The sequence below is a fragment of the Alkalicoccobacillus plakortidis genome (assembly GCF_023703085.1).
GTDB classification, from domain to species: Bacteria; Bacillota; Bacilli; order Bacillales; family Bacillaceae_D; genus Alkalicoccobacillus; species Alkalicoccobacillus plakortidis.
Window position 1 is genome coordinate 1,103,500 of record NZ_JAMQJY010000001.1, and the last position, 25,838, is coordinate 1,129,337.

General features: G+C 40.4%; 23 protein-coding genes and 3 pseudogenes. 10 read left to right on the top strand and 16 right to left on the bottom strand.

The annotated features are described in order from the left end of the window. Nucleotides 1–154 precede the first annotated feature (154 nt). On the top strand, nt 155–409 hold the full coding sequence (locus NDM98_RS06020; protein ID WP_251605339.1) for a hypothetical protein: 255 nt from the start codon (nt 155–157) through the stop codon (nt 407–409). A 37-nt stretch (nt 410–446) separates the two neighbouring features. Here the strand turns inward: NDM98_RS06020 and NDM98_RS06025 are convergent, their stop codons facing one another. The 3 genes from NDM98_RS06025 to NDM98_RS06035 all read right to left on the bottom strand — a co-directional run bounded on the left by NDM98_RS06025 (nt 447) and on the right by NDM98_RS06035 (nt 1,413). Next, entirely contained in the window at nt 447–767 is a 321-nt protein-coding gene (locus NDM98_RS06025) for a hypothetical protein (protein ID WP_251605342.1), read from the bottom strand. Between the two features lie 56 nt (nt 768–823). Continuing rightward, nucleotides 824–1,015 (bottom strand): ComZ family protein, encoded by a 192-nt coding sequence (locus NDM98_RS06030; RefSeq protein WP_251605345.1) that lies wholly within the window; start codon nt 1,013–1,015, stop codon nt 824–826. 134 nt (nt 1,016–1,149) lie between these two features. Then, nucleotides 1,150–1,413, bottom strand: a complete 264-nt coding sequence (locus NDM98_RS06035; protein WP_251605348.1) for a hypothetical protein — start codon at nt 1,411–1,413, stop codon at nt 1,150–1,152. 122 nt (nt 1,414–1,535) lie between these two features. Between NDM98_RS06035 and NDM98_RS06040 the strand changes: the two are divergent. Both NDM98_RS06040 and NDM98_RS06045 read left to right on the top strand, forming a co-directional pair. Continuing rightward, nucleotides 1,536–3,132: pseudogene (locus NDM98_RS06040) on the top strand (peptide chain release factor 3). A 682-nt stretch (nt 3,133–3,814) separates the two neighbouring features. Then, nucleotides 3,815–4,066 (top strand): VOC family protein, encoded by a 252-nt coding sequence (locus NDM98_RS06045; protein WP_251605351.1) that lies wholly within the window; start codon nt 3,815–3,817, stop codon nt 4,064–4,066. Between the two features lie 129 nt (nt 4,067–4,195). Here the strand turns inward: NDM98_RS06045 and NDM98_RS06050 are convergent, their stop codons facing one another. From NDM98_RS06050 to ctaG, 12 genes and pseudogenes are all read right to left on the bottom strand, one after another. After that, complete coding sequence (locus NDM98_RS06050; protein WP_251605354.1) at nt 4,196–5,098, bottom strand: NAD-dependent epimerase/dehydratase family protein; 903 nt, start codon at nt 5,096–5,098, stop codon at nt 4,196–4,198. Nucleotides 5,099–5,151: 53 nt separating this feature from the next. Next, the gene (locus tag NDM98_RS06055; RefSeq protein ID WP_251605356.1) at nt 5,152–5,901 is read right to left on the bottom strand and encodes a hypothetical protein; all 750 of its coding nucleotides are present in this window, start codon (nt 5,899–5,901) and stop codon (nt 5,152–5,154) included. Between the two features lie 220 nt (nt 5,902–6,121). Beyond that, nucleotides 6,122–6,301, bottom strand: coding sequence for a YjzC family protein (locus NDM98_RS06060; protein WP_251605357.1), 180 nt, complete (start codon nt 6,299–6,301; stop codon nt 6,122–6,124). A 58-nt stretch (nt 6,302–6,359) separates the two neighbouring features. Next, a complete protein-coding gene (argF, locus tag NDM98_RS06065; RefSeq protein ID WP_251605358.1) occupies nt 6,360–7,310 on the bottom strand; it encodes an ornithine carbamoyltransferase in 951 nt (316 codons plus the stop codon). A gap of 22 nt (nt 7,311–7,332) precedes the next feature. Then, nucleotides 7,333–10,475: pseudogene (gene carB, locus NDM98_RS06070) on the bottom strand (carbamoyl-phosphate synthase (glutamine-hydrolyzing) large subunit). Further along, entirely contained in the window at nt 10,468–11,550 is a 1,083-nt protein-coding gene (locus NDM98_RS06075; RefSeq protein ID WP_251605359.1) for a carbamoyl phosphate synthase small subunit, read from the bottom strand. The pseudogene carB and the gene NDM98_RS06075 overlap by 8 nt, the downstream one beginning before the upstream one ends. A gap of 64 nt (nt 11,551–11,614) precedes the next feature. After that, nucleotides 11,615–12,769, bottom strand: coding sequence for an acetylornithine transaminase (gene argD / locus NDM98_RS06080; RefSeq protein WP_251605360.1), 1,155 nt, complete (start codon nt 12,767–12,769; stop codon nt 11,615–11,617). 18 nt (nt 12,770–12,787) lie between these two features. Continuing rightward, on the bottom strand, nt 12,788–13,573 hold the full coding sequence (gene argB, locus NDM98_RS06085) for an acetylglutamate kinase (protein ID WP_251605361.1): 786 nt from the start codon (nt 13,571–13,573) through the stop codon (nt 12,788–12,790). 17 nt (nt 13,574–13,590) lie between these two features. Then, nucleotides 13,591–14,826, bottom strand: a complete 1,236-nt coding sequence (argJ, locus tag NDM98_RS06090; RefSeq protein WP_251608979.1) for a bifunctional glutamate N-acetyltransferase/amino-acid acetyltransferase ArgJ — start codon at nt 14,824–14,826, stop codon at nt 13,591–13,593. Nucleotides 14,827–14,913: 87 nt separating this feature from the next. Then, nucleotides 14,914–15,879, bottom strand: a pseudogene (gene argC / locus NDM98_RS06095) (N-acetyl-gamma-glutamyl-phosphate reductase); the annotation flags it as partial. 223 nt (nt 15,880–16,102) lie between these two features. Continuing rightward, nucleotides 16,103–16,651: an SCO family protein gene (locus NDM98_RS06100; protein WP_251605362.1), complete on the bottom strand. Its 549-nt coding sequence runs from the start codon at nt 16,649–16,651 to the stop codon at nt 16,103–16,105. Nucleotides 16,652–16,727: 76 nt separating this feature from the next. Continuing rightward, nucleotides 16,728–17,567 carry a cytochrome c oxidase assembly factor CtaG gene (ctaG, locus tag NDM98_RS06105; RefSeq protein ID WP_307728689.1) on the bottom strand — a complete coding sequence of 280 codons (840 nt, stop codon included), beginning with the start codon at nt 17,565–17,567 and terminating at the stop codon, nt 16,728–16,730. Nucleotides 17,568–17,807: 240 nt separating this feature from the next. Between ctaG and NDM98_RS06110 the strand changes: the two genes are divergently transcribed. Further along, complete coding sequence (locus tag NDM98_RS06110) at nt 17,808–18,626, top strand: Cof-type HAD-IIB family hydrolase (protein WP_285803887.1); 819 nt, start codon at nt 17,808–17,810, stop codon at nt 18,624–18,626. A gap of 80 nt (nt 18,627–18,706) precedes the next feature. Continuing rightward, entirely contained in the window at nt 18,707–19,165 is a 459-nt protein-coding gene (locus NDM98_RS06115; RefSeq protein ID WP_251605365.1) for a GNAT family N-acetyltransferase, read from the top strand. Nucleotides 19,166–20,030: 865 nt separating this feature from the next. Here NDM98_RS06115 and NDM98_RS06120 read toward each other — a convergent pair. Continuing rightward, on the bottom strand, nt 20,031–20,411 hold the full coding sequence (locus NDM98_RS06120) for an IS110 family transposase (protein ID WP_251605367.1): 381 nt from the start codon (nt 20,409–20,411) through the stop codon (nt 20,031–20,033). 425 nt (nt 20,412–20,836) lie between these two features. Here NDM98_RS06120 and NDM98_RS06125 point away from each other — a divergent pair, with 425 nt between their 5' ends. The 5 genes from NDM98_RS06125 to NDM98_RS06145 all read left to right on the top strand — a co-directional run bounded on the left by NDM98_RS06125 (nt 20,837) and on the right by NDM98_RS06145 (nt 25,835). After that, nucleotides 20,837–21,187, top strand: a complete 351-nt coding sequence (locus tag NDM98_RS06125; RefSeq protein WP_251605369.1) for a hypothetical protein — start codon at nt 20,837–20,839, stop codon at nt 21,185–21,187. A gap of 4 nt (nt 21,188–21,191) precedes the next feature. After that, entirely contained in the window at nt 21,192–21,437 is a 246-nt protein-coding gene (locus NDM98_RS06130; protein ID WP_251605371.1) for a YkzI domain-containing protein, read from the top strand. 142 nt (nt 21,438–21,579) lie between these two features. Then, nucleotides 21,580–22,839 carry a hypothetical protein gene (locus tag NDM98_RS06135; RefSeq protein ID WP_251605373.1) on the top strand — a complete coding sequence of 420 codons (1,260 nt, stop codon included), beginning with the start codon at nt 21,580–21,582 and terminating at the stop codon, nt 22,837–22,839. Further along, entirely contained in the window at nt 22,832–23,134 is a 303-nt protein-coding gene (locus NDM98_RS06140) for a hypothetical protein (protein WP_251605375.1), read from the top strand. The genes NDM98_RS06135 and NDM98_RS06140 overlap by 8 nt, the downstream gene beginning before the upstream one ends. A 127-nt stretch (nt 23,135–23,261) precedes the next feature. Next, nucleotides 23,262–25,835, top strand: coding sequence for a DEAD/DEAH box helicase (locus tag NDM98_RS06145; protein ID WP_251605377.1), 2,574 nt, complete (start codon nt 23,262–23,264; stop codon nt 25,833–25,835). Nucleotides 25,836–25,838: the final 3 nt, after the last annotated feature.

Here is a 25,838-nt window from a genome sequence, read left to right on the forward strand (position 1 = left end):
GTTTCGACATATTCTTAGTACCTGATACTAATTTTACTGTAAATTTTGCTTTCTGTCTAGACTGAACCTGCGCTCAGATTCATAGCAAACAGGCACTTACCCCTACACATCAAGCCCGTTCCTACATACATTAAAGTAAGGGGAGTTGATTTTTTTGAGTGATAACGAGAACAAACGTGAGAGTCAGAATGATTTTTTCTCAAATATGATGTTTGGAAGGAAACCTGAACCACCACCTGTTGAAGAGAAGAAAACGACAGATAGTGAACAAAATCAAATTGAGCAGGTTATTGAGCTTGTTCAAGCACTTGGACCTGTACTTGAACAATTTGCTCCTGTGGCGAGTGCTGCAAAATCCTATTTGTCCAAAAAAATGAAAGCCTGGGCATCCGAATCAAAGGATGACTAAGATGTGAGTGAATCTTGTTAAGAGATTCCTCTTTTTTTTAGTCTTCCTTTTCAAGACGCTCCATTAATAGATGAAACCATTGCTCCATCTCTTTTTTTAACTGTTCTTCTTTTTCTGAAGATGGTGTAATGGTTTGAACTTCTTCGTACGTTTGTAAAAATCCTTCAATGTCCTGTAATCGGAGCTGAGCGAGCCCTATATTCACAAAAACTCGCATCTGCTTGGCGTCACCAGCCCTCATAATTTCTGCAAAAGGTTTAAGTTTCTCAAGGCCCTCTTTGTCCTTTTTATCTCTAATAAGCTCAATCCCTTTTTTCATCTCTTCACCAAGGGCTTTTAATTTCTCTTCTTTATTCAATGCGTGATCCCTCCATAGAAAAAGACTCACAACGGATGCCGTCTGAGTCCTCTTTATTATTCCTGTGAACCTGCGTCAGACTTCCCTAATTCATAAGCCTCACCCATCACTTTTAGAAACAGCTCAAGCATTGGCTGCATATCTTCAAATCCAAGCTCAATTCCTTTTTGTTTAAAAAATTCCTGACCTTCAGGAAGATGCTTCATCGCTAACTGCATAAATTTCATATTAAGCTCAGGATTTGTCATGCTATCCACCTCATTCATCATTTTCTATTCAAAGATACTATGCAGTACTCTGAATCGCAAGTTTAATGATGATTACCCGTTTTAAACAGAAAGAAACACAGTTACGTTTCCGCAACTGCATCTCCTTTCCTAAGCTAGTTTAGACCTCTCTGTTCAGTTAAATCAACAATTTTAATACTCATTACTTTAGACAGGTTCACAAGCTCCCCTTTAATTGTCCACCAGTTACCTGAAGCTTGTGTAATTTCATCCTCAAGCTGCTGATACGACTCTTTTGAAAGCATAATCTGCTTCGAACTTGAATTTTCAAATTCAAACGTAATAATAAAGTCATGCATGGTTAAATCGCTCCAATCATTTGATTCATTCTCCATCTTTTTTACGGGTCTTGCTACCAATTGGTTTCACCTTATAGTGGATTTCTAAACTTCGGATGAATTCATGATGAAATATTGCTATAATAGAAGGCAGTGTGCATACGAACCGTAAAAGGCCCAACTGATAGAAATGAGGACAAATTATGAATTATAAAGAAGCAGTAGAAACGAGACGAACATTTGCGATCATCTCTCACCCCGATGCCGGGAAAACAACACTGACTGAAAAGCTTTTACTTTTTGGTGGTGCCATTCGCGAAGCAGGAACGGTGAAAGGACGTAAAAACAGCAAACATGCCGTAAGTGACTGGATGGAAATTGAGAAACAACGTGGTATCTCGGTCACAAGTTCTGTACTTGAGTTTAAATATGACGGATACAATGTCAATATTTTAGATACACCTGGACACCAAGACTTTAGTGAAGACACATACCGGACGTTAACAGCAGCGGATTCGGCAACCATGCTGATTGACGCAGCCAAAGGGGTCGAGACGCAAACCAAAAAGCTATTCAAAGTCTGCCGGATGCGTGGAATTCCAATCTTCACCTTTATGAACAAGCTCGATCGCCAAGGACGTGACCCATTTGAATTAATGGAAGAGCTTGAGGATCTACTTGGTATTCGTTCTTATCCAATGGGTTGGCCAATTGGAATGGGACAGTCCTTTTCAGGTGTGTATGATCGTCACCAGAAAAAGCTAGAGCTTTATAATCCTAAAAACCCAAAAGCCATTGATGTGATTCAGCTGACAGGTCCAGATGACCCGAAACTCGATGAAGCGATTAATGATGAACAGCTTGTTGCTCAATTTCGTGAAGAGATTGAATTGCTTGATGTAGCCGGAGATGAGTACGATGCAGAGCTAATTGCCAAAGGTGAACTAACTCCAATGTTTTTCGGAAGCGCCGTTTCAAGCTTTGGTGTGCAAACCTATCTTGAGCATATGCTTAAGCTTGCTCCAAGCCCTGTACCTCGTGAAAGCTCAAAAGGCTTGATCAATCCGCTAGAGCACCAGAAATTTTCTGGGTTCATTTTTAAGATTCAAGCAAATATGAACCCTGCTCACCGTGACCGTATCGCGTTCTTACGGATCACATCTGGTAAATTCGAGCGTGGAATGTCCGTCAAACACGTGCGAATCGGTAAAAATATCAAGCTTGCACAGCCAACACAACTATTAGCCCAATCAAGAAGTATTGTAGAAGAAGCTTACGCAGGAGACATTCTCGGTTTATTTGATCCTGGTAACCTTCGAATCGGTGATACATTGGTTGAAGGAGATACCTTTGAATTTGCGGAAATGCCACACTTCTCTCCAGAGCACTTTAGTGCCATTTCTGTTAAAGAAGCACTAAAACACAAATCGTTTGAGAAGGGTATTCACCAAGCTTACGGAAGAAGGCGCCATTCAGCTATTCAAAACATATAATCGTTTTGCAGAACAGCAAATTGTCGGTGTTGTCGGTGTGCTTCAGTTTGAGGTATTGGAACAACGCTTAAAGAGCGAGTACCACGTTGATATTCAATTAGATCGTCTACCATTTACCTTTGCGCGTTGGGTAGTGGGACCAGCAGAAGCATTTGAGAAATTCAAAAAAGCACAGCGTAATCTTGTAACAGATAGAGATTCACGTATTGTTGCCTTATTCGAAAATGAATTCCAAATGCGCACCGCCCAAGAAAAATATCCTGATTTATCATTTTATGAGAATTCATTCTTTAAAAGTGATGAGTAATTGAAAAGAAGCTGAAATAGAAAAAAGCCGAACCAGTATGATGATTGACTCACATACTGGTTCGGTTTTTTGTTCATTTAAATTAAAGATTAAGGCTACTGGCTTCAGACATACACTTCGTTCAGGGTACCGCTGCTCTCTCGCGGGTACTCATTCCTTTCTCACGGGTATTACCATCTCTCCCACGGGTATCACTGTTATCTCGCGGGTACTCTTACCTTTCTCACGGGTATTGCCATCACTTCCACGGGTAACGCTGCTCTCTCGCGGGTACTCTTACCTTTCTCACGGGTATTGCCATCACTTCTACGGGTAACGCTGTTATCTCGCGGGTACTCATTCCTTTCTCACGGGTATTGCCATCACTCCCGCGGGTATCGCTGTTATCTCGCGAGTACTCTTACCTTTCTCACGGGTATTGCCATCACTTCCACGGGTAACGCTGTTATCTCGCGGGTACTCATTCCTTTCGAGGGAATCCCCAGCGAGACTCTCCCATCTCATGAGCGGAGAGTCTGCAGATTCACGTTATATCACCTGCATATTAAAATCATACCGTCACTATTTTTAAAATCGTTCTCCTTTACAGACCATCTTTTTCCACCTTCTACATCAAATGAAAACATATTCATTCTCTCTTTTTCCAAAATCATGTACAATGAAAAAAAGGGAGGTTTTACATATGAGCACATTTCTTAAAAGTATTCATCATGTTCAATTAGCTGCACCAATTGGGGCTGAGGATCAGGCGCGTCACTTTTACAAAGAAATTCTTGGATTTAGCGAAGTGGAAAAAACAGCTCAAATGAGAAAAAATGGAGGCTGTTGGTTTGAACAAGGAGATATATCCTTGCATATTGGGATTGAGACCCCTTTTGTGCAGCAGAAAAAGCCCACCCTGCACTTTATACAAATGACTTGGATGGGATCGTAGAACATCTAAAGACTTTTGATATTCCAGTTGAATTTGACACACGTTATGAGGGGTATAAGCGTTTTTATATCTACGATCCTTTTAACAATCGAATTGAAATCCTCCAAAAGATCTCAGATTAAAAATCTTTTAGATATCCCACGTGTTATTCCATTTGTCCATATGTTCCTTTTGACGCCTTAAACCTTCTTCAATCGTAACCGTCACATTAAACCCTAATTGTTGTTCCGCTTTTTTTGGTGAGAGAGAAGAACGAGAGTGAGTTCTTTTTAGAATGTCTGCCTTTGCCCCGAGCTTTTGGGCAGCAACAAACCACTGACCCTGCTCACCAGAGGTTAGGTGAAAAATATCCGATTGATTTGTTGACTTTGCTGCTAATACAAAACCGTTTACCACATCATCCACAAATAACGCGTCTAGCGTGGAGCGATCCTGATATACTTCTGCTTCTTCACTCAATATTTGAGCAAATGTCATGTCAGGGCGTTGCCACGGCCCATAAACCGTTGGCAGTCGTAGAATAGTATAGTTCAAGTTATTTAATTGCGCTTCTTTCTGAACACAGAGCTCTATCTCAGCTTTGATCATGCCATACGAAGAAACGGGTTGCAGTGGAGTATCCTCAGTGATTAATCCAGGCACATCTCCGTAAACTTCTACTGTTGAAGGAAAAAGAATCCTTGCATCGTCCTTCATTGAGCCACATAAAAATTGCACCCACTTTGTTGCTTGGAGTATAGTTTGATGTTTCATCGGCCATTTACTATCTTTGCTAGAAGGAGAAGCCATGTGAAACACAACATCTGCACGTGATAATCTGTCTGCAATGGTTGAATCTTCTTTATCTAAATCTCCACTTATATGCTCAAATAAGGCGTTACGTCCCATCGCCAATAATTTTTCATCCATTCCTTGTATGGATGTTTCGTTTGGTTGTTCAATACAGACAACTTCAAGACCAGCTTCGAGTAATGCCTGACAAAGATGATAGCCAATAAACCCAAGTCCTCCTGTTACAACTGCCTTCTCCACATTTTGTCTCCTCTCTTAAAAGCATTGAACCCTCTCTGAGTAGACAAAGAGGGTCACAGTATCTGTTCGTGTTTCTGATAAAATAAAGTAGTTGGCTCTGAAATGGAATCGAAACGCCTTGTAGAGCTAAGGAGCTTTAATTGTACCGGTTGCATGGTTTTGATCAATTCTCTTTCAAGCTTTCTCGAATGTGATGGTAAAGGATAACGTTTTTCATCCACTCGATGAATTAACAGTAAAGGTGACCAATTTTCTTTAAGAGGTGGATCGGAAATTTGTCTTACCCATTGGCGATTAATACGTTCTGGTTTCATTCCATAGGCTGCGGATAACTCATGCTTTAATTTTTTATAATAAAGCTTATTTTGTAATTCTAAATCGTAATATGACTCTAAATAGATACACGGATTAAAAAACAACATCGAACGAATATCTACTCGTTTACGGCTGAGCAGTTTTATCGCGGCAATTGCTCCCCAACCCTCAGCAAACAAGTGAATTCGTTTGTTAATAATTTCAGTCTTGATTAAATGCTCAATAAGTTGTTCAGAAAACGAACAAGCGGCTTCATTTCCCCAATGATGTGGATTTAGCTCTGACGTTAATACGGTATAACCGCTATTCAACAACCGTTCGAGAAATAGCTTCTTTTCAGGATGAGACTCCCAAATACTACTAGAATCCTCCACAGTAAAATCCTGACCACTTAGCAAGTAGACAGCAAATCCATTCGGTTTTTCAGGTAGAAACTTAACACTCCATTTGCCTTTCCATTTGAAATATCGTACGTCAACGTCAACCATCGTGCATTCTCCTAATCCTTACACTCAGTGCTCTGGTTAGCGTATGCATTCATTCTCATATACGGACCACCCTTATCTAAAAATAGGTAGTATCCTACTCCTTTTTCTTTACCTATTTTCTATGCGAATTGTCAGGAAAATAGTATTCATTTTTTATGGCATATATACAAAAAAACTCCCGCAAAAGTTCAAACATACTTTTACGAGAGTTTTAGTTAGGTTATGGCTTTCGCTTGGGCGTCCATTTACGATTTTGATTGGTTAACTCCGGAAATGCCTCCCCCGCCTGTAGACTCACAGACTGAGGATTGTTCACTGTACTTCCTGTTTCACCGATCTCAACATACACACCGTTATTTGGTGCTTTTTGACCTGCAATAAATTGACGACTTTGTCCCAATGGAATCCCTCCCTTAGGACTAGCATACCCATAATTCAATTTCAATTTAGAGACATGTTTAACCAATTAATGCAGCCAAAATCGCTTGCTGTGCATGAAGACGATTTTCTGCTTGATCGTACACATATGAATGCGTACCATCAATGACTTCTGCTGTTACTTCTTCCCCACGGTGTGCTGGCAGACAATGTAGGAACATATAATCCGACTTAGCTGAAGCAAGTAGTTCTTCATTTACTTGATAAGCAGACAACGTTTGTTCTCTTGAAGTTTGTTCTTCTTCAAAGCCCATACTTGCCCACACATCAGTGTAGATGACATCTGCATCCGTAGCTGCAGCATGTGAATCTTCCGTTTCTTCAATAATTGCGCCTGTTTGTTTTGCGATTTCCTTCACTCTTGCCACAATTTTTTGATCCGCCTTGTGCTCAGCTGGAGTAGCAAGAACAACATGCATACCCATTTTTGCACCTGCAACAAGCAAGGAATGAGCCACATTGTTTCCATCTCCAAAGTACGCAAGCTTAAGTCCTTGAAGAGTCTGCTTCTGTTCTAAAATAGTCAGAAGATCAGCAACAGCCTGACATGGATGATACGCATCTGTTAACGCATTGATAACAGGTACGGTAGCATAATGTGCAAATTCTTCAACAAGCTCGTGTGAATTTGTGCGAATCATTATCGCGTCTAGATAACGAGAAAGTACTTGTGCCGTATCTTTCACAGGTTCGCCTCGCCCGATTTGAAGGTCTCTTGGACTGAGAAATAATGCGTGTCCGCCCATTTGAGTTAAACCAACTTCAAATGAGACGCGTGTACGTGTTGACGCATTTTCAAAGATCATTCCTAGTGACTTCTCAGCAAGCACCCCCTTTTTTGTTTCTGGGTTTTCTTTATATGATTTAGCAGCTTGTAATAATTGATTGATCTCTTCTGGACTGTAATCAAACAGTGTTAAAAAGTCACGACCAGTCATTTTTTCAGCTGATACTTGAAGCGAATGTGTCATTTTTTACTCCCTCTCTCCCTTATTATGATACGGGAATGTGATCCGTTTGCATCCATTCTTGAAGTGAGTGTAACGTTTTAGTCGTGACCGTGCGCCCCTCCAACATAACCTCAAGAGTGTGTAACTCGGTAATTACCGTCAATCGTTTACCAAGAGCTGCAATTCGTTGCTCCTTGCCTTCTTTAAAGCCTGGTTTTGGAAGGCTAATTAATGCAATGGCATTTTTATCGTTTAACCAGTTTTCAAACTGAGTGTCTACAATCTTAAAACCATGCTGCTCTAAAAGCTGCTTATAGGATTCAAACTGATCTATATATTCCGAGTGAATGTCGACATAAACTAAGCCTTTGGATTGATACAGTGCTGGTACTTGTCCTTGCGCCCATGCAAACGCCTTGTGATACGCCTCAGGAAGTGACTGACTAATACTTATTAATTCACCTGTTGATTTCATTTCAGCCTCAAGTAGAGGATCCAGACCAGATAACTTCTGATAAGAGAAAACAGGTGCTTTTACGGTATAAAAAGGCTGTTCTTTCGGATAGCCTGGTTTTAATCCCACCTCTGCAAGAGTTGAACCTAACAAAAGTTGGACCGTGGCATCAATCAGTGAAACGCCAGTGACTTTACTAAAAATCGGAACCGTTCGTGATGCACGAGGGTTAATTTCAATGACGTATAATTCACCTTTGTAAAGGACAAATTGTACATTAAAAATACCTTTAAAATCCATGCCTTTAGCTATACGCTGTGTATAAGCTAAAATCGTTTGTTTCACTTCTTCTGTTAGAGAATATGGAGGGGTAACAGCCATACTGTCACCTGAATGAACACCTGCTTTTTCTACGTGTTCAAAAATTCCAGCAACATAGACATTTTCTCCATCTGTTAAAACATCGATCTCGAGTTCTTTTCCGGGATAATAGGCATCTAATAACAATGGATAAAGAACGGTTTCGTCTTGATTTAAATAAGCAGACAGTTCTTCTTCTGTTGTACAAATGAGCATGCCTTGACCACCTATAACATAAGATGGACGAATCAATAGCGGATAACCTAACTCCTTAGCTTTTACAAAAACATCTTGTTTTGTATCTGCTGTTTGACCAGGAATATGCGGCACATCCACAGCATTCATAAACTCATAAAAGCGACCACGATCCTCTAAGCTGTCAATGGTATCAAAGTTTGTGCCATATACGTGAACACCAGCAGCTTCTAAGCCCTCAAGCAAGGAAATAGCCGTTTGTCCACCTAATTGGATGATGACTCCTTCTACCTGCTCAAGCTCTACTACCGAAAGAACATCTTCAACGGTTAATGGTTCAAAGTAAAGTCGATCAGCGGTCACATAATCCGTACTTACAGTCTCTGGATTGTTATTCATGATAATCGTTTCATATCCTAATTTTCGTAGACTATATGCACCATGAACGGAGCAATAATCAAATTCAATGCCCTGACCGATTCGAATTGGACCTGAGCCTAAAATTAAAACTTTTTTGTTCTGAGAAGGTATTGCTTCATTTTCACCATCCCAGCTTGAATAATAATAAGCTGTAGATGCTGCAAATTCTCCCGCACAAGTATCCACCATTTTATAAGAAGGCTGTAAATCGAATGAATGACGTAGTTCACGAACATCCACTTCGGTTACGTTCCACGATGTTGCCAGATTTTGATCAGTAAAACCAAGCTTTTTAAAACCGAGAAGTTTTTCTTTGCTGACAGCTTGTGGGCTTGTTTCTTCAATGGCTTGCTCCGCTTGAATAAGGTTGGCAAAAGCCACTAAGAAATAAGAACTAATACCAGTTGCCGCTGCAAGCTGCTCAACTGTCACTCCACGTCTTAATAACTCAAGTATTGAGAAAAAACGACGATCATCAGCTTGCTGAACGACTTGCCAATGCTGCTCTTCCGTCCAATTAGCCAGCGAATTCAGTTTTAGTCCTGACGTTTTGAGTTCAAGAGAACGCACTGCTTTTTGCAACGCCGCTTCAAGATGTCGCTCAATGGCCATGACTTCTCCAGTCGCTTTCATTTGTGTACCAAGCAAACGATTCGCTTGTGTAAATTTATCAAAAGGCCAACGTGGGAATTTAACAACCACATAATCAAGAGCAGGCTCAAAGCTTGCGTACGTATGTCCTGTCACAGGATTTTTTAACTCATGAAGCAAATAGCCAATGCTTAACTTTGCTGCCATTCTCGCAATTGGATAGCCTGTTGCTTTGGATGCAAGTGCAGATGAACGGCTTACACGAGGATTCACTTCAATCAAATAATACTGCTTGCTGTTTGGATCAAGAGCAAATTGAATATTACATCCGCCAACAATACCAAGTGCACGAATGATTTTTACTGAAACGGAACGAAGCATTTGATATTCAACATCGGTTAACGTCTGAGATGGAGCGACAACAATGGAATCACCCGTGTGTACACCAACTGGGTCAATGTTTTCCATGTTACAAACGGTAATACATGTATCATTCGCATCCCGCATGACCTCATATTCAATTTCCTTAACCCAGCAATGCTTTTTTCAATAAGACATTGGTTGATCGGACTAAGATCCAGACCACCTTCAACAATCTGTTCAAGGGATGCCTGATCTTGGGCAATTCCTCCACCAGCTCCACCAAGTGTATATGCAGGTCTAACAATAATCGGATAGCCTACTTTTCCAGCAAAGCCAAGTGCGTCCTCTGCTGTGGTGACAATTTCACTTTCTGGCACTGGTTCATTTAACTCATTCATTAATGTACGGAATAAGTCACGATCCTCACCTTTTTTAATAGAATCGATTGGTGTTCCAAGTAACTCTACTTGGTTGGCATCAAGAATGCCGGAATCGTGTAACTCAAGCGCAAGATTTAAGCCCGTTTGACCACCAAGTGTTGCAAGTAGGCCATCAGGTTTTTCTTTTTTTATAATTGCCTCAATACTATCAATGGTAAGTGGCTCAAAATAAACAACGTCTGCGCATGCTTCATCTGTCATCACAGTTGCTGGATTATTATTAGCCAAAATCACTCTTATTCCTTCTTCTCTTAAAGCCATACAGGCTTGTGTGCCGGCATAATCAAATTCCGCAGCCTGCCCAATAACAATTGGACCAGAACCTATGACTAATACCGACTGCAGATCGCCTCTCTTATACATACAAGCTTTCTCTCCCTTGACTCATCATCTCTTTGAATAGATTAAACAATTGTGCACTATCGCTCGGTCCTGGGTGAGCCTCCGGATGAAACTGCACCGAAAGCACTGGTAAACGTTTATGCTCCAGTCCCTCTATTGAGCCATCATTTATATTAAAAAAACGTGACTGTAGTTCTGTATGTGCTAGTGATGTTTCTTTCACTACATAGCTATGGTTTTGAGAGGTCATGTATACTTTATTTGTCTTTTGATCAATGACCGGTTGATTGGCACCACGATGACCAAAATTAAGCTTCTCCGTGTCGCCTCCAAAAGCAAGCGCCAATAATTGATGCCCTAAACAGATACCAAGCGTTGGATACGTCTCAGCCAACTTGCGGATTATAGGTAATTCAGCTACTAATTGTTTTGGATTACCTGGTCCATTTGATAGTAAAATCCCATCAGGTTCTAGTGACGCAACCTCTTCAAAAGAAGTGGAATAGGGAACGACTGTTACTTTATTTCCTTCAGCGACTAACTCACTTACAATCGATTTTTTGTAACCAAAGTCCATTAACACAACATGACGCTCACCAGCACCAAATGTCACTTGATTTTGTACAGAGACTGTTGATACCACCTCTTGTTCTCCAAGTGGACTAGACGCGCTAAAATCAACTGTATCTGGATTTGTTGTTAAAACAGCTCTCATATCTCCATTTTTACGGATTCTTTTTACAATTGCTCGTGTGTCCACTCCCGTTAAATAAGGAATATCGGCTTGTTTAAGACAATCTGATAGTGGCTGACTCGACTCATAATGATGTCCTGACACGTTCAATTCACTTATGAGCAAAGCCTCTGCCTGTGGTTTAAGACTCTCAAAATCAGATTGGTTTATTCCGTAGTTTCCGATTAACGGATACGTAAACACGACCATTTGCCCTTTGAAGGAAGGATCACTTAATACCTCCTGATAGCCAGTCATGCCTGTAAAAAAGACAATCTCTGCATGAATATCCTTACCTTGCTCTGCTCCAAATAATACGCCTTCAAACTGTTCACCTGTTTCAAGTACAACGTAGCCTTTCATGAGTCCCTCCCCCTAAACTGTATATTTAATCTCATTTATGTTTAATTATTCAACGATATGCATGCTAAATCGCCGCTGTCTTACTTCCGACAACCTGTGCTAGGATCTTTGCAGCTTGCTGTAACTCTTCATCTGTCACTACTAGCGGCGGTAGAAGTCTAATAACATTTGGTCCAACCGGCAAAACCAACAATCCTTGTTCTCTCGCTTTTGTGATGAGATCTGCAACTGGTTCATGGCATTCAATTCCAACCAATAATCCAAGGCCACGAATGTCTTTAACAATTGGCAATTCACCTAATGACTGCTTGAGATACGTTTGAAATGAGTTCCCCTTTTCTTCAACCTGCTTTAGAAATGACTCATCGAATATGGTTTCAAGCACTGCATTTACAACAGCCATTGCTAATGGATTGCCACCAAAGGTAGATCCGTGACTCCCTGGCTGAAAGGCTGATTTTAGATGTTCTTTTCCAATCATCGCACCTACAGGAAATCCATTTCCGAGTCCCTTTGCCACTGTAATAATATCAGGAGATAAACCAAGGTTCTCATATCCAAATGCTTTGCCTGTTCGACCGATTCCTGTTTGAACCTCATCCACAATCAAAAGCAGTTCATGCTGCTCACACAGTTCTTGCAGTTGCGATGCAAATTCAGCCTCCATCACACGTACGCCGCCTTCACCTTGCACAACCTCAATCATAATCGCTGCAGTTTCTTGAGAAATTTGTTCTTTAATTGATTCAATGTCGTTTAGATCTGCATACGTAAAGCTGGATAACATCGTGCCGTAGCCTTCATGAATCTTAGCCTGGCCAGTCGCTGCCATGCTTCCTAACGTACGACCGTGGAAGGAATTAGCTAAACTAATGATATGGTTTTTCCCGGTAAACTTACGAGCAAGCTTGATAGCCGCTTCATTAGCCTCTGTTCCACTATTACAGAAAAACACATAGTCTCCACTACTTTGCTCCGCAAGCACGGTTGCTGCTTGTTCCTGTCCTTCTATTTGGAACAAGTTTGAGACATGCCACAATGACTGTGCTTGGTTCGTTAAAGCATCCACCACGTTTGGATGGCAATGTCCAAGATTACAGACGGCAATTCCACCAACAAAATCAAGGTACTCTTTGCCATTAGTATCAATTAACATAGTCCCTTTACCTGATTTAGCACTAACTTCCCATCTTTGATACGTTGGAAACAAAGAACTCATACGATCCCCACTCTCTACTTAAGAAACAGATTCTGCTGTTGTCTGCTTCGTAATTTTTGTCCCTTTAAGACCTTCACCAACGGCAAATACTGCCTGTTTGCCATTTACGATTCGAACAAAAGGTAATGAACCCTTTAGGCTTTTTAGAGCTGCTTTAACCTTAGGAATCATTCCACCGTAGATGACACCTGTTTCAATTAATCGATGAACTTCAACGTCTGTTACACTTTCTAAAGCCAAACCATCTTTTAAGATACCGTCTACATCCGTAACAAAAATCAGCTCAGATGCTCCTAATGCTTCCGCTATCGCTCCAGCAGCCGTATCAGCATTCACATTAAAATGTGTACCAAATTCGTCTACTCCAATTGGTGCAATGACTGGAATTAAGTCTTGGTCGATAAGTGTAAGGATGAGTTCAGTATTGACAGCAACTGGCTCACCTACAAATCCGAGCTTTTTAATATCAACAGGCTTCACCATTAAGAGATTTGCATCGCAACCTGCTAGACCCACTGCTAGACCGTGACCATCTTGCGTTCGTTTTACTAGCTTCTTATTAACTCTTCCACATAAAACCATCTCAACCGTTTCAAGTACATCTGATGTGGTTTTGCGAAGTCCGCCAACAAATTCACTTTTTATCGCAAGCGTTTCAAGCATCTGATTGATATCAGGACCTCCACCGTGAACAATGATGGGGTGTTTGCCTTCTTGTTTAAGCCTGACAACACTGTGAAAAAATTCATCCGTTAATTCGGCTAATGTACTCCCCCCACACTTAATCACAACAATTCCAGACATCGACTGCACCTCCTTTTTTATGTGCGATATCCTGCATTTATTCGAACATAGTCATACGTTAAATCGCATCCCCATGCTTTTCCAAAGCCTTCAGCTACATGTAAGTTCACTTGAATAAGAATCGTTTCTTCATCTGTCATATAAGCAGTTGCTTGCTCCTCAGAAAAAACAATCGGTTGACTATTTTTGAGTGTCGCAGTATTTCCTATTGAGATATCTATATTTTCGGGATCAATTGTGCAGCCACTGTAGCCAATCGCACAAATAATTCTGCCCCAGTTTGCATCTTTACCAAAAACAGCTGACTTGACTAGATCAGAACCAACAATTTGTTTGGCTACTTTTCCAGCTTCCTCGTCATTTAAAGCTCCACTTACTTGAACTTCAATTAACTTTGTTGCTCCTTCACCGTCACGCGCAATCTGTTTGGAAAGTGATTCACAAGCCTGCTTTAACGTTTCATAAAAAGCGGCCCAATCAGGATGGGTTGGTGTTAATGGTTGATTCTCAGCTAGCCCTGATGCCATCACAACAACCATATCGTTTGTAGATGTGTCCCCATCTACAGTAATGCGGTTAAATGTCTGGTTTGTAATGCTAGACAACGCATGTTGTAAATGACTTGATTCAATGACAGCGTCTGTTGTGACAAAAGAAAGCATCGTCGCCATATTCGGATGAATCATACCCGATCCTTTTGCGACACCACCAACAGACACGGTTTTTCCATCTACAACAGTTTGAAAGCAGGTCTGCTTCGTCGTCGTATCTGTTGTCAGAATGGCTTCGTTAAATTCAATAGCTGCGCCATCTAAATCACTCGGCTCTAATTGACTAATACCTGCTGTTACTTTATCAATAGGGAGGTACTCACCAATGACACCTGTTGAAGTGACAGCAACAAGGTGATCCGGAAGTCCAAATTGTTTTGCTGACGCATGTCGCATTGTATATGCATCTTGAAGACCTCTTTCACCTGTACAAGCATTTGCATTTGCACTATTCACAACTAAAGCTTGAATCTTCTGTTCGACCGCAATCGATTCCTGCGTCACTTTAAGTGGTGCTGCCTGAATTTGATTTAATGTGTAGACGGCCGCAACAGATGCTGGTACTTCACAGATAATCGCACCTAAATCTTTTCTTTTTCTCTTTAATCCTGCGTGGATACCCGTTGCCTTAAATCCCTTTGGCGTTAAAATCGAGCCCTTCTCTACTAACTCCACTTGATTTGTCTGTTTTGTCATTCCCATCTCGAAACTCCCCTTTACGGATAAACAGGGACAACATCCAAGCCCCGTTTTTTCATCCCAACCATTCATTACATTCATATTTTGAATCGCCTGACCTGCAGCGCCTTTACCCATGTTATCTATAACCGACACGATTGTAGCTCTTCCAGTACGTTCATCATAAGACAAGCCAATATCACAATAATTACTGCCGTATACTTCTTTTGTTGCAGGATAGTTACCTTCTTTTCTAATCCGAACAAATGGTTTTCCTGCATATATTTCGTTATATAAATCAAGTAGTTGCTGCTGTGTGTATGATTCTTTTAGCTGAACATACATTGTCGCCATAATTCCGCGAACCATTGGGACAAGATGTGTTTGAAACGTAATCGCTCCAATTTTATTGTTCCAACGGTTAAGTTGCTGCTCAATTTCCGGCGTATGCTTATGCGTGTTTACTTGATAGATCTTAAAGTTCTCGTTCATTTCGCTAAAGTGCGTCATCATGGAAGCGGACCTACCTGCTCCAGATGTTCCTGTTTTTGCATCAATAATAATTGAATGAGGCTCGATAAGATCCTGCTGAACCAGTGGCGCGAGTCCAAGTAATGATGCCGTAGGATAACAACCTGGATTTGAAATAATAGAGGCCTTACTTACAGCTTCGTGGCTCCATTCACTTAAGCCGTAGACTGCTTGATTAATAGTTTCACTCTCAGCAGCAGTCCGCTTATACCAATTTTCATATACCTTTGGATCTTCAAGCCTAAGATCTCCAGATAGGTCAATCACCTTCGCTCCATGCTTCGCAATCTCTTGTGTATGCTCCGCTGAAACACCTGGTGGAGTCGCCATAAAAACAAGCTCTGATTCCTGACTCACCACAGCTGGGTCAAATGATTGTAAGGAGATATCATAAACATCTGTTAGATGCGGATACGATTCACTTATATGTACTCCTTCTTTTGATGATGTATATAAATGAATATCTTCCACTTCAGGATGGTTTTTTAATAGACGGAGAAGCTCTGCCCCGCCATAGCCTGTTGCTCCAACTATACCAATTCTCATTTAGCTCCCGCTCCGTTTCTTTATCTCTCTAATTTTCTCTTGTGTTTCATTATAAATATGAATAAAAATAAATTCAACTGTATTTTTATTTTATTTTCAATTATTCTTTCTGAAAGGCTGTTAATCCATATACAAAAAGAGTGTAACCCGATTATCATCAATTGGATTACACTCTTCTTAAGTAAGAAATCTATTCTATTATTCAAAAATTATGTATAAATATTTATTCAGAGTCGATGACATTCTTAATATCCTTAACAAACTCCTCTTGATTCACTTCCAAGCCATCGTACTTTCTAATGACATTCCCCTCAGGATCAACCATAAAAAACCTTGTCGTGTGTATAAAGTCCGTTCCATCTTCAGACATTTGCACAGGAGACTTAAATGCGTCTAACGAAAACTGTTCAATCGTCTCTTGTTCATATCCTGTAGCAAAAGTCCACGTATTGTAATCAACACCAAGATTCGTTCCATACTTTTTTAATACTTCATATGAATCTCGTTCTGGATCTACGGAAAATGAAACAAACTGAAGTGGAATGCCTTCATCTATTGCTGTAGCCTGGAGGTTTTGCATATTTGGTGACATAATGGGACAGATCTCTGGACAGTTCGTGAAGATCATATTCGCTATCCAATAGTCGCCATCTAAGTCACTCGTATGCTGGGTTTCACCGTCCTGATTAACAAACTCCAGACCTGACACCTTCATTCCAGCTTCACTGATATCAAAATCTGAATCCGGCTCCTTAGCACCAATCTCATACATCCAGCCACAGCCAAGCAAGCACAAGTGTCATCAAACCAAGTACAACATATTTCATACAAACCTTCTCTCCTATCCTCTACGTAGAAGGTACATCACTAATCGTCATGTTCCCTTCTTGCTGCTTCTCTTTACGTAGCCATTGTTTAAACACATAACCAATCGTAATGCCGTACACAATTTCCTGCATAATTTTCATTAACACACCCGCAAGCTGCTGATCCATTCTCGCATCTAGAAACGCTAGTGTTGCTGGGCCATTAAACATTGTAAATGGAACCTCAGTGCCAGCTGGTAAACAATACGACATCACATTTGCCCAAACAAGCGGATCAGTATAGGTCGCGTACATCGTTTCTGGAGCAAAAATAATGAGGGCACATGCCGGAGTAATTAATATACCGTTTGCAAAAATATACCCAATTCGTCTTAAATCAGATAGTCGATAAACACTTGGTAAAGGCGCAAGCATATGCCACCACATCAAAACAGCGGCGAACAATAAACCATATTGATAGAAACTATGTAATAGTGGTGATTGCATAAGACTGTCAAACATAAAAGGGACATGATAAAATGAAAAAAGGCCATTAAATAACAAGAGCGCTAAAATTGGGTTACTAAAAAAATGAAAAATTGGTTGTATGCCACGTTTCTTTAAGAAATCAGCAGCTCTGCTTAAAGCCCATGTTGGAGTTCCAAGCAAAAGCAAAGGAACTGCGACAAAATAAGCCAAAACCATCTGCAGCATATGAATACTCATTATCATATGTCCCGTCAGATAGAGCGGACTTCCCCAACCTCCGTAAAGGGCAAGCAAGCCTAACCCAAAATAGACCTTTTGTCGGATACGTGTTGGTTGTTCTGTTTGATTGGTACGCTGTTCATATTTAATGAGCCAAGCCATATAAAATAGCAAGTAGTAGCAAACCTATGAATAGCTCTGGTGTCCAAAGAGCACGGAAACTAAACGTAGTCCACAATGACTCCATATGGTTTCTTCCCCCTTAGTATCGGGATATCTGCCTCTTCCATTTCTTAAAAAAGCAGTATTTACTCCCTACACTATACCACAAATGAAAACGTATCCGCAGGTCAATTTAGTGACACAAGTATGCACACACATAGTTCTCTATGTAGTAGAAAGGACTTATTAATTATGACATCAAAACATCTTATTGCGCTTGATCTTGATGGAACACTTTTGACAGATGATAAAAAAATATCGTCACGCTCTAAACAGGCAATTGCTCAGGCAAAAGCTGAAGGCCATTTGGTCGCTATCTCTACGGGGCGTCCCGTACGAGCAAGTATTCAATATTATCGTGAATTAGGACTGAATACTCCCATGGTTAATTTCAACGGAGCGTTTGTTCATCATCCGGATGTTTCTGCCTTTGGCTCGTACCATACACCACTCGATCTGAAAACCGCTAAGGCCGTGATCGAAACCTGTGAAGCTTTCCAGGTGAGCAATATTATGGTTGAAGTGATTGACGACTTTTATTTACGTTACAAAGACGAGTTGTTTGTTGAAGCCTTTACAGCAGGTCGTAATCCAATTGATTATGGTAATCTGCTTACATTATTAAAAGATTCACCAACCTCCGTTTTGATTCACCCTCAAGAAAATCAAAGCGATTCACTACGCAACCTCTTACAAGAATCACATGCTGAAGTCATTGAACAGCGAGTATGGGGTGCTCCTTGGAGTATTATTGAAATCATTCGTGCCGGTGTCAATAAAGCGGTTGGTTTAAAACGAATTGCTGATTATTATGGCATTCCTAAGGATCGAATTATTGCTTTTGGTGATGAAGATAATGATTTAGAAATGCTTGAATATGCAGGAGCTGGAGTCGCTATGGGCAATGCCATTCCTTCTCTTAAAACCACTGCAAACTTTGTAACAGGTACAAACGAAGAAGATGGAATTGCAGATTATTTAGAAGAAGCCTTAAATCTCGCAGTTAAATAACGATAATAATCAGTTCATGCGGTTTTCTATTATTTTTTTATGATAAACTTTACTAGATTTCGGACTTTAGGAGGGTGAGAATGGTTGAGATTGTAGAAGTAGATAACAGTGCAGACAAACTTCTTCGTACCCAGATAGTCGATCTATTAATGGAGCAAATGGAATCTATCGGCCCAAAGGACGGGCGACCAGAGTTAGAAGGTACCATTGACCGTGCACTTGAGCCAGGGTCAGGAGCCTATTTGTTTATTGCTATCTGTGAACAAAAAGGTGTGATCGGTGCTGCCTTCCTTAATGTCGGTCTGAGCCTAGGAAAAGGCGGTCGATACATTTGGTTGAATGACCTATTTGTTACTAAAGACTCTAGGAATAGAGGAATTGCAAAGAAGCTATTATTACGTATTATTTATTGGGCTGAGCAAAAACAAATAAAAGGAATCGAACTTGAAACAGGAAGAAACAACGCCGCAACAAAAGCACTTTATAACTCACTTGGTTTCTATGATGTCATTTCAAAACGCTATGGATTTCGATTCTAATAGGGATCCAAGAAAAACCGAATCATTATGGTGGTTAACTCACATCTTAATGGTTCGGTTTTTTGTTCTAAAAATAATGGTGTAAGGCTACCGCTCCGGACATACACTTCGCTTTCCGCGGGGAGACCGGTGAGCCTTCTTGTGCTTACGCACTGCGAAGTCTCACCCTGGCCTCTGCTCCCGCAGGAGTCTACGTGTATGTCCTACGTTGCTTGTTTAGGTGATTTGTAAGCAGTTTGAGTTAATTACAGAGAAGAAAGTTCTAAAATATTTGTGCAATTGATTATTTAACCTAACTTTGTTTTTGTTATGCCCCCAGCCTATTTCCTTATTAATTCGTTTGTATACTATCCTTTTTACAAATAAATACTAACTTAATTTAAGTAACCGAATCAACTTTTATAGTACGCATTTTTAAAAATCATAGATGAGTCGAAAATAAAAGATTAATTGTTTAAAAAGACAAAAGAATTGGATGTTACGCAGCACTTGTTGCTTCAAGAAATTTCAGTCGATAGATCGCTAATTTAGATACGTATATATAAGGTAAACAAATCGACATCACATTACATTTTGCTTACTTGTCCCTCTTTAATACTTCTGATTCAAGTGAAAATACCCTTGTGCCCAGACTATAAAGTTTGCATTAGAGCATCTTCCAAGTCTGTTTAGTTGTGTGTCACAAAACTAATTTTTCAGCATTTAGGATCTATTCTTTTTTTGCGTTTGAACTTTAGAACTGTAAGGGCTTGAAGTTAGTAAATTATCCAGTAATAATCAGTAAAAATCCAGACGCTCTCACTAGCGGACGGGATGGGGGAGGCCGACTCCCTCCGAAAAACCTAATGTATCAGTGTTTTAAAGGCTATATTAACAGGTCTTTACGGTCATTCTTCGTTTGTAGGTTATCATCAAACTCTTTGGCTCGATTGACGTGCAGCGGGCTTACCAAGACAAAAGGAATGCCATGATGGTTTAAAAATTGCGCAAGATTCATCCAGTAATGACCGGTTGGTTCAAAGCCAATGAGGATGTTTGTTTTTTGATGAGCCTTCTTTAGTTGTTCAAGCTCGTCATAGAGGTGGTGAAACCCATTTCTTGATTGATGAAACGGAAAGGCATCACTAAGTTCACGGCTGCGATCATTCACAGCACATGCGTAGTGCTTGAATTTGGCGATATCAATGCCAATCACCAATGTATCCTCTTGAACTTGATCTAATCGATCATTGCGCGTATGATTCATAGTAAGTCCTCCTCGATGTGTTGTTTGGGTACAATTGCATCTTAACGGAGGGCTTTTTTTGTGTAAATAGGACGAAAAGAAATCCCACAGGAATGCTCCTGTGGGACTTACGGGCAGGGTTGAAATGAAACGGCGTAGCCGGTTTAGACGGGCGCCCTCCCGCGGAAAGCGTGCCCGCCCATCCCGGTAGCGAAATGACTGCACATTCCCTTTTCTCTCCAATGTATTGACGAACATCCCCAGTAAATTTCTTTTACAGCCTATTCATTATTCGTGCACCTTGTCATTTTTGGACATGCTTCTGAATATGGTTGGCCCATTTTTATGAGAATTGGGTTTTTTGCGTCTTTTTTTTGTGGGTTATACATATGATGTAGCAAACTTAACAACTGTATTAGACGCTTGTAAAAGGGGTGTGCACACTCATGAGAGACGCGTATTTTGATGTAGAATTCACTGAAATCTACATTGAGCTGACGAAAACGGCTCTTCATCAATTTATTAAACGAATGATGAGTCAGCATTACTCTCTCTTCTGGAGATACGATACCACGACCATTTTCTTAATGATTGAAATGGAAGACTATATTCATGAACTTCCTTTCATCCGTAATGCTACATTTTTGACATTGTCTGCAGAGAGACTGAATATCTATGATGAAACACTCGCTGCAGCACTTGAAAAGTTGTTGCAATGCGAAAAAGGAAATGGCATCGTAAAGCGGGCTAGCAAAGGCCCGATGTACATTACCTCATACCAAGCTTGGGGACATTGAATCCATGATTGAAATTGATGGGAGTGAGAAGGTCATGATGAACCGAAATGGCTCGATGGTCCAGTATCGGGATGACGGAAAAGCTTTGGAACCTCGAACAATATTTAATATGATGAACCTCGAAATTGACTATGTGCTAATGGAGCTCTTTGAATCCATTCAAGACCAAGATGACAAAAACATTCAACTGCATAAACAAAGGCTAAAAAGACTGATCAATCGACGTGAACAAGTTAAACAACTGCTCTAACATTCTTCCTCAGCAAGCACAGATTATGGTGCTTGCATTTTTTCGGGTCACGCTTACTCTACATAAAAAACCTACCTGCCTTTATTTCTCTGCCAGAAAAAGTTACAATAGAGAGATGTTTAAAGACAGATGAGGTGATAGTTTGGAATTTCCCATTCATTTAGATACTGAAGAAGCAGCAAAGAACCTGCAACCTTCTATTCTCTCCACCTTTAAGAAATTAGCAGCTTCACGTTATTATACTGCCAGTCAATTAGAATTGCTTTCATCTGAGGCTAAGCAAATCCTAAACTCTCGATATCATGAGTTAGGTGCTTTTGCATATTTAGTTTATATAGAAGGAGTTTCTACTCTTTCTCAATCAAATGATTCATCCGAGCAATCTTATAGAAGATTTGAGCATTTTTACGCATCTCTTGGCGAGGAATTAAAACAAGCCATTCAGACAGAAAAGGATACTCCTGCTGTTTTCGCTTTTATACGACAGCTCGTTATCCGAATGGAACGAGATAAACATCATCAAAATGCACCATGGCCATCGTTAGTAGACCAATTTGTACCTCAGCTCTCTGCTGGGCACATAGATCGGCTAGATCAAATCTTAGATACCTATTCATTTAGTCGTAGCGCCTCTTCTGCTGTTTTGGTGAAAAGTTATGTAACATTGCTTGCTGGCAGAGAAAAAAACGCACTTCAGCAGCTTGTTTCCATATCTGCAAACTGGACTGAGCAGCAACTTACGAAGCATTTTAGATGCTTAGAGGAACGAGAGCGGTGGGAAACGATCCTACATTGGCTGAAACAGCTTTTCCCATCTAAATCTGAAAATCGTTATGGATCACTCCAAGCTTTTGCAGATCGAAGTCACTCCCATCTAAACAAAAACGGGACTTTTTTAACGGATGTATGGGATCGTTGGTTATTGGCACCAAGCTTTCAAAGATACGCTGCACTCACAACACATGAAAACAAAGATAAAAAACAACAAATTGTGGATTACCTCCTTCCAAAACTGGAGGTACAGTTACATCAATCTCAAACTGTACAGGTCTATATTCGACTGCTTCATGAGCAACAGCGTTTTGAAAAAGCAGCTGAATACTTTTTAATGTATGAACGAAATCCTGCCCGCCTTCAAGAAGAGAAGGAAGCATTACTTCAATCAATGAAAACTTTTACGCCTCATCTGGTAAAACCAGTGCTTCATCAATTTGTTGTGAGGTTAGCAGAGAAAAAATCAAGAGCACATTATGAAAAAGCAGCTTATTATGTTTCTGAGCTAATGGATGTCTATAAGCAAGACCATACCGAAGACCGGTTTCAAGAATATATGCAGCTATTAAAGTCTGAGTATAAAACCTACCGTGCTTTCATCAAGGAGCTGAATCTTATTCATGCGTAAAATGATTATACATGGAGGCTGGATAAACAAGGTTTTTTTTGTTTGGGCTGAACAAGTTAAAAAATCTAGATTTGATCAGGTTGATAGCTTTAAATACCCGTTTCTTTATTCGCCTTTTGAACTAAAGCTGCTACTTTATCAATTTGACCCCCATTCTTTTTATGGAACATTTATTCACACGGGTCAAGCCGTTCTTCAAGTTCCGCTTCTAAATCGACAGGTGCAATCACCAACTTGGCGAGGCAACCGTTTACCAAGCAGATGCTCAAACAAAACAGTATCCATTTCCTGTTGAAGGTATACGACTTAGTGCTGATGAGTTCGTTTCACAGCTTCCTTTACTTAAGAAATGGGCTACACTGCCCCATGTTGAGATTGGTGCTGATCTTCAAATATGGACTCATTTAGCTGATGAGGTATGGATGATGATTGAAGACGGACAGTTCCTTCCCGCTGCTGATGGGAGCTGGAAACTAAAAGAAAACATGATTCCACTTGATTCTTGGACAGCGTCTCTTCCAAAAGCTAGCCTTTCTTTAAAGTCTGAACAAACGATGACGAGACAAAAACCTTCAGAAACCAACTATGAAAATCAAGTTCTAAACGCTTTAAACCTGATAACAGATGCTGCCGTACGTTCTTTAATGCAAAATAATGATGTCTACAAGGCTTTTACCCAATGGCAGGAAAGTGTTGGTGATAAGTGGAAGCCGTTAGTTCAATCTTTGGCTTCTTCTGACCGGAATCCAAAGCTTACACAGCCAACAGGTCGACTAGATCAAGAACTAGGTACGGTCAAACTGCCTCCTTTTCAAACAGCTTTGCGAGTTGAAGAACCACTTGAATCAAGTGAACCGTGGAAAGTCAAGCTATGCTTATCTGACAGACTTCACCCTACGTATATAGTCGATATGGTTGATTTAGAAAAGGGCGAGCATCCTTGGAGGGTCAATCCGATTAGCCAGTTGAAATCAGATGCTCATATGATTTCAAAAACGATTCCGTACTTAAATGAGATTGGGTTATCCCATGCTGAGATCGAGTTACATGCAGATGATGTATTTACATTATGCACCAACTTTAATGAGCAGTTAAAAGAACTTGGTGTTCATTTAATTGTTCCAAATTGGCTGAAGCAACGTAAACAACTAAGTGTGAACTTGGCCATTGATACACCTAAACAGAATAATGCGTATAGTGAACCGTTATTAAACTGGGAGAATGTTGCGAATTTCACTTATAACATCGCCATTGGAGATGTTGTGCTTTCATCAGAGGATTTTACGCAATATGTTGAGGAAAAGAGACCTTTTATTTATCAAAATGGACAGTGGATAGCTTGGGATCCTTCTATGGCTAAAAAACTTCAATCCTATCTTGAGCATCTTGATCAGAAAGCAACCTACTTAGATACACTTCTACTTGATGAATTAGATGCCGATCAGGATCAAACCGGTCTCGATGTTGACTGGGAAGTTGAATGGCAGGAGGAGATGAAGGACAGCTTAACAAAGATTTATCAAGAGGAACCACCATTAGTTCACTTGCCTCAATTGTTTACTGGTGAGCTACGAGCCTATCAACATCAAGGTGTTTCATGGTTGGCTCATTTACGCCGAGCCGGCTTTGGTGGTGTATTAGCTGATGACATGGGACTTGGGAAGTCCATTCAGACCTTAGTCTATATGCTCTATGTCAAAGACGCTCAAAAAAAAGCAAACGAATCATCAGAACCATTTTTACTCATTTGCCCAACTTCCCTGTTATACAATTGGGCACACGAGGCCAAACAATTTGCTCCCTCACTACGAGTATTTATTCATCATGGTCAAACAAGAATTACTCAACTGTTAGACAGTGATGAACTAGATCAATGGGATGTTGTTCTAACGTCTTATCAACTTGCTGTAAGGGACGCTGAGGCGTTTAAAACCATTCAGTGGAATGGCATGGTACTAGATGAGGCACAACATATTAAAAATGTGGATACAAAACAACGACGAGTCATTAAACAGTTTCGGGCCAATCACATTTTTGCACTAACTGGAACTCCTATCGAGAACCGTCTAAGAGAACTATGGTCACTCATGGATGTTACCAATCCAAGTTTATTAGGTCGATACAGTGCCTTCCAGAATCAATTTATTAAAAAGATTGAAAAGGAAAAAGATCAACAGCGCTTGGAGCAGCTTCAGGCGACGATTCGACCTTTTGTACTTAGAAGGAAAAAGAATGATCTGTCATTACAGTTAAACCTGCCAGAGAAGCGTGAGCGTATCCATAACGTCCACCTTTCACTTGAACAAGCAGCCTATTATCAAGCTGTTGTTGAAGAAGTGAGTAAACAGCTTAACGAAGTATCCAATATGGAGAGACGTTCTCTTATCTTACGGAGTTTAACCAGGTTAAAACAAATTTGTAATCACCCTGCACATTTTTTAAAAACAAAGGATATGGACGCACACGAATCAGGAAAATGGACTGAGTTTGTACGTATTGTTGATGAAATCCAAGCCAACAACGAAAAGGTATTGATTTTCACTCAATATAAAGAGATGGGTTCTTTAATCACTCAAGAATTAGAAAAACGCTACAGCCGTCCTGTTCCTTTTTTACATGGAAGCTTAACACGAGCGATGAGACAGGCTGTCATTACTGACTTTCAAACAAATGAAGAAACAACCGCATTTGTGCTTTCTTTAAAAGCTGGTGGAGTTGGCTTAAACCTAACTGCAGCCACACATGTCATCCACTATGATCGCTGGTGGAATCCTGCTGTCGAAAATCAAGCGACAGACCGCGCATTTAGAATTGGTCAAACATCAGATGTAACCGTTCATAAACTTATTACAACGGGTACGGTCGAGGAACGAATTGATCGCATGCTTGTGACGAAGCAATCTCTCGCGGATGAAATCTTGTCATCAGATGCTGCGAAATTTACAGAGATGACAAATGATGAGGTACTGAACTTAATCCGTTTAACCAAAGACTAAAGG

Coding starts and splice junctions, on each gene's coding strand:
- NDM98_RS06075 (WP_251605359.1), bottom strand. CDS start 11,550: ATGAAAGGCTACGTTGTACTTGAAACAGGTGAACAGTTTGAAGGCGTA.
- NDM98_RS06140 (WP_251605375.1), top strand. CDS start 22,832: ATGCGTAAAATGATTATACATGGAGGCTGGATAAACAAGGTTTTTTTT.
- NDM98_RS06120 (WP_251605367.1), bottom strand. CDS start 20,411: ATGAATCATACGCGCAATGATCGATTAGATCAAGTTCAAGAGGATACA.
- NDM98_RS06115 (WP_251605365.1), top strand. CDS start 18,707: ATGGTTGAGATTGTAGAAGTAGATAACAGTGCAGACAAACTTCTTCGT.
- NDM98_RS06130 (WP_251605371.1), top strand. CDS start 21,192: ATGATTGAAATTGATGGGAGTGAGAAGGTCATGATGAACCGAAATGGC.
- NDM98_RS06100 (WP_251605362.1), bottom strand. CDS start 16,651: ATGTATGAGATTGGTGCTAAGGAGCCGGATTCAGATTTTGATATCAGT.
- NDM98_RS06145 (WP_251605377.1), top strand. CDS start 23,262: ATGATGATTGAAGACGGACAGTTCCTTCCCGCTGCTGATGGGAGCTGG.
- NDM98_RS06045 (WP_251605351.1), top strand. CDS start 3,815: ATGAGCACATTTCTTAAAAGTATTCATCATGTTCAATTAGCTGCACCA.
- argF (WP_251605358.1), bottom strand. CDS start 7,310: ATGACACATTCGCTTCAAGTATCAGCTGAAAAAATGACTGGTCGTGAC.
- NDM98_RS06055 (WP_251605356.1), bottom strand. CDS start 5,901: ATGGTTGACGTTGACGTACGATATTTCAAATGGAAAGGCAAATGGAGT.
- NDM98_RS06125 (WP_251605369.1), top strand. CDS start 20,837: ATGAGAGACGCGTATTTTGATGTAGAATTCACTGAAATCTACATTGAG.
- NDM98_RS06030 (WP_251605345.1), bottom strand. CDS start 1,015: ATGACAAATCCTGAGCTTAATATGAAATTTATGCAGTTAGCGATGAAG.
- argD (WP_251605360.1), bottom strand. CDS start 12,769: ATGAGTTCTTTGTTTCCAACGTATCAAAGATGGGAAGTTAGTGCTAAA.
- argJ (WP_251608979.1), bottom strand. CDS start 14,826: ATGGGAATGACAAAACAGACAAATCAAGTGGAGTTAGTAGAGAAGGGC.
- NDM98_RS06110 (WP_285803887.1), top strand. CDS start 17,808: ATGACATCAAAACATCTTATTGCGCTTGATCTTGATGGAACACTTTTG.
- argB (WP_251605361.1), bottom strand. CDS start 13,573: ATGTCTGGAATTGTTGTGATTAAGTGTGGGGGGAGTACATTAGCCGAA.